We start from the raw sequence: 3242 nt of genomic DNA, 5'->3' as shown, positions 1-3242 counted from the left end.
GAGGAGAAGAGATTTACTTTTTTGATAGAATTTATATTATGTTAACCAAAAGATATCTCATAAGCAAATCATGTAGAAAATATATCTTTCTACATGATTTTAAGTTAAAAGTGTTTTTTCTGTAAATAGTCTATAACTCTTTACATAATGAGCATTGCTCTTTGCAACTATACTTAATTGTTCTAAAGTCTTCTCATCTAAAAGTTTTTGTTTGATCTTAGAAACCATACTTACCAATTGTGCGTATGAATCAAGCTCTACATTTTGTCTATGTAATGCAGCCGTACTCAAATATTCCAAAATTTCATCTTTGTTTAGATCATTACATCCATGAAGTAAATTGTCTATCATTAGTACAAATAGTTCTTCATCTTCATTCACGAGATTTTCAGACAACTCTTTAGCCGCATCTTCATCCAGTCCTCTTTTATGTAAGATAGAAGAGATTTTAGAAGTGACCCTATTTTCTTTTACATATAGATTCGTTTTTAAAGTATGCTCTGCAAATAACGGATTGAATGCTAAAGCAGTCACTAAAAGTGTTACAGATATTAAATTTCGTTTATCCATTTTTAAATCCTTTCCTATATGATAGACCAATAAGGTTAACCATATATTAGTGAGTTATTTATTAATATTTATATATAGATTTGTAACAATTAGCAAAATTAATTATTGTTATAAGAAAAGAAAAAATACCTCTTAATCACTAATATGCTACTATAGATTAGAACATATGAAAGTAAGTAGTAAATAATGAGTCTAGATAATTTTTTATATAGTGGTTTTAAATTTTCTACAGATGAAGACCTTCTCAAATTTAAATTTAAAATGTTGAATTCTATTTTCATCATTGTTGCTTTTTTTTCTGCACTTTTTGCTTTACTCAGTGATTTTGATATCAATGACATTGGCCCTATTCACTCAAAAGTTGACTATGTTTACAGTTTTCTTACGATCATGCTTATCTTCTTTTTAAGATCGTCTAAAAAAAATTATAATCTAACAGCACACTTACTGCTTACTATCTCATTGATTACATTTACATCGGCACTCATTTTTGTACCTCAAGATGAATTTAGAATGATATGGTTTTATCTTTTAATTTTTGTTGCCTATATCGTCAGTGGAAAAATGAGCGGTATACTTTATACTCTGGCATCTATAGTCATTATTCTTTCTTTCAACTCTTTTGTAGACTTGGAACTCTCTCCTGTAGCGATTAATTCTGGTATTTTAGGTCTTCTAATTGGAAGCTTTTTATCTTATGTATATACCAATAAAATTACTAATTACGAAAATAGCTTGAAGAAGCAAAACAGTAGTTTAAGTATCTTAGCATCTACAGATTATTTAACAGGGATCATGAATAGACGTATGTTCAATGATATCTCTGAACACTACTTTCTAACAGCACAAAAAAATAATTTTAACCTAACCCTACTCTTACTTGATCTAGATCATTTTAAAAAGGTCAATGATACCTATGGCCATCAGGCTGGTGATCATCTATTGAAACATTTTGTTGAAACCATAGAAAAAATATTAAATAAAAGTGATATATTTGCCCGTATTGGAGGTGAAGAGTTTGCCATACTTTTATCTCAGATCAATGATGATAATGCCTATCTCTTAGCTGAACAAATCCGTAAAGAGGTCGAAAATCTATTTATTACCTATGAAGGACAAACTATTTTTGTGACAACTTCTATCGGTATCAGTGAGAACAGAAGTACTGATACTGCTTTCGAAAATATATTCTCTCGTTCAGATATGGCACTCTACCAAGCTAAGCATGAAGGACGGAACAGAACCTGTTACTCTGATCTTTCAAATGATACTGTATCTTGTTCACAAACAACAGAATTTGAATTCGTACTTGATTACTCCATCTAAACACTTTCCAAAACGTAGACACTTCAGGAACACATATCAAATTTCATTTCTATCATCATGATTCATTATCTGCTCCTTTTTTGTAATTAAACGAATTAGGCTATGATATGACATTAGATCTTTTAAGGATATATGATGCAATATAGATATATTGGAAGAACAGGACTTCGCGTTTCCCCGATCTGTATGGGGACAATGACTTTTGGAACACAGTGTGATAAAAAAGATGCATTTGCCATTATGGACAAAGCCTATGACCATGGCATCAACTTTTACGATACGGCTGAACTCTACCCTGTTCCTCCTGATGCAAAACTTGCAGGTATAACTGAAGAGTGGGTCGGTGAATGGATGCAAACAAAACCCCGTGATTCTATCATTCTGGCCACGAAGGTAGCTGGTGCGTCAAGTGGATGGTTCGTTCCTCCTGTCCGTCATGGATTGACAGCTATAGATAGTTTCCACATAGTACGTGCAATAGAAGGAAGTTTAAAACGACTTAAAACTGACTATATCGATCTTTATCAAATGCATTGGCCTGACACTGTAGTCCCTATAGAAGAATCTCTTGAAGCATTTGACAGACTCGTAAGGTCAGGTAAAGTACGTTACATAGGTACTTCAAATGATACGGCCTACGGCACAAGTAAAGCCCTAATGACATCTCAGTATAAAGGACTGGCACGATTTGAGTCCATACAAAACAATTTTTCTCTACTCAATCGTAGATTTTTAGATGAGCTATCTACCCTTGTTCAAAAGGAACAAGTTTCACTACTTCCCTACTCACCACTGGCAGGAGGTGTGCTTTCAGGAAAATATAATCAGGGGCTGAGACCTGAAGATGCAGAAGGAAGATTTGCAACCTATTTAAAATCACCACACCAAAGACAGCGTCTTATGGCACAACGTTTTATGAATAACAAAACACTGGCTTCCACGCAAAAATACCTTAAGATAGCATCCGATGCAGGTATGCATCCGGTAACATTAGCTACAGCCTGGTCCAAACAATTTGATTTTGTAGCTTCCACTATTATCGGAGCAACGCACACAGATCAATTGGATGCCTCACTCGCAGCTATGAATATGACACTGAGTGATGAAATTCTAAGAGCTTGTGACAAAGTACATGAAGAGATACTCTACCCTATGGGCTAAAGTCCCTATGGTAGGCTCTTTTCATGATAATTTCCTACTTTTTAGACATCCCCTATTTTGTGCTAATTTAACTGTCATATTTTCTGCATGATACTTTATTTTGCTCCCTAAAGTTTGATTTATTTAAACTCAAGAACTTCAATTTGTTTTTTATAGTTTTCTTCACCACCATTCCACCTATATGC

At 33.6% G+C, this 3242-nt stretch carries 3 protein-coding genes; 2 read left to right on the top strand and 1 reads right to left on the bottom strand.

Going from position 1 to position 3242, the window contains the following annotated elements; translation table 11 throughout:
* Positions 1 to 99: 99 nt before the first annotated feature.
* Complete coding sequence (locus tag WBM70_RS11230) at positions 100 to 570, bottom strand: hypothetical protein (RefSeq protein ID WP_424558591.1); 471 nt, start codon at positions 568 to 570, stop codon at positions 100 to 102.
* A 186-nt stretch (positions 571 to 756) separates the two neighbouring features.
* On the opposite strand from WBM70_RS11230, the gene WBM70_RS11225 reads away from it, so the two are divergent.
* Together WBM70_RS11225 and WBM70_RS11220 are read left to right on the top strand one after the other, a co-directional pair.
* Entirely contained in the window at positions 757 to 1896 is a 1140-nt protein-coding gene (locus WBM70_RS11225) for a GGDEF domain-containing protein (RefSeq protein WP_424558590.1), read from the top strand.
* 135 nt (positions 1897 to 2031) lie between these two features.
* Positions 2032 to 3057: an aldo/keto reductase gene (locus WBM70_RS11220; protein ID WP_424558589.1), complete on the top strand. Its 1026-nt coding sequence runs from the start codon at positions 2032 to 2034 to the stop codon at positions 3055 to 3057.
* Positions 3058 to 3242: the final 185 nt, after the last annotated feature.

The organism is Sulfurovum sp. (genome assembly GCF_049668085.1).
Lineage (GTDB): Bacteria > Campylobacterota > Campylobacteria > Campylobacterales > Sulfurovaceae > Sulfurovum.
The sequence above is the reverse complement of the archived record's forward strand: the minus strand, read 5'-3'. Positions and strand labels throughout refer to the sequence as shown.

Excerpts from the sequence above, each read along its gene's own strand:
- WBM70_RS11230 (WP_424558591.1), bottom strand. The coding sequence starts at position 570 with ATGGATAAACGAAATTTAATATCTGTAACACTTTTAGTGACTGCTTTA.
- WBM70_RS11220 (WP_424558589.1), top strand. The coding sequence starts at position 2,032 with ATGCAATATAGATATATTGGAAGAACAGGACTTCGCGTTTCCCCGATC.
- WBM70_RS11225 (WP_424558590.1), top strand. The coding sequence starts at position 757 with ATGAGTCTAGATAATTTTTTATATAGTGGTTTTAAATTTTCTACAGAT.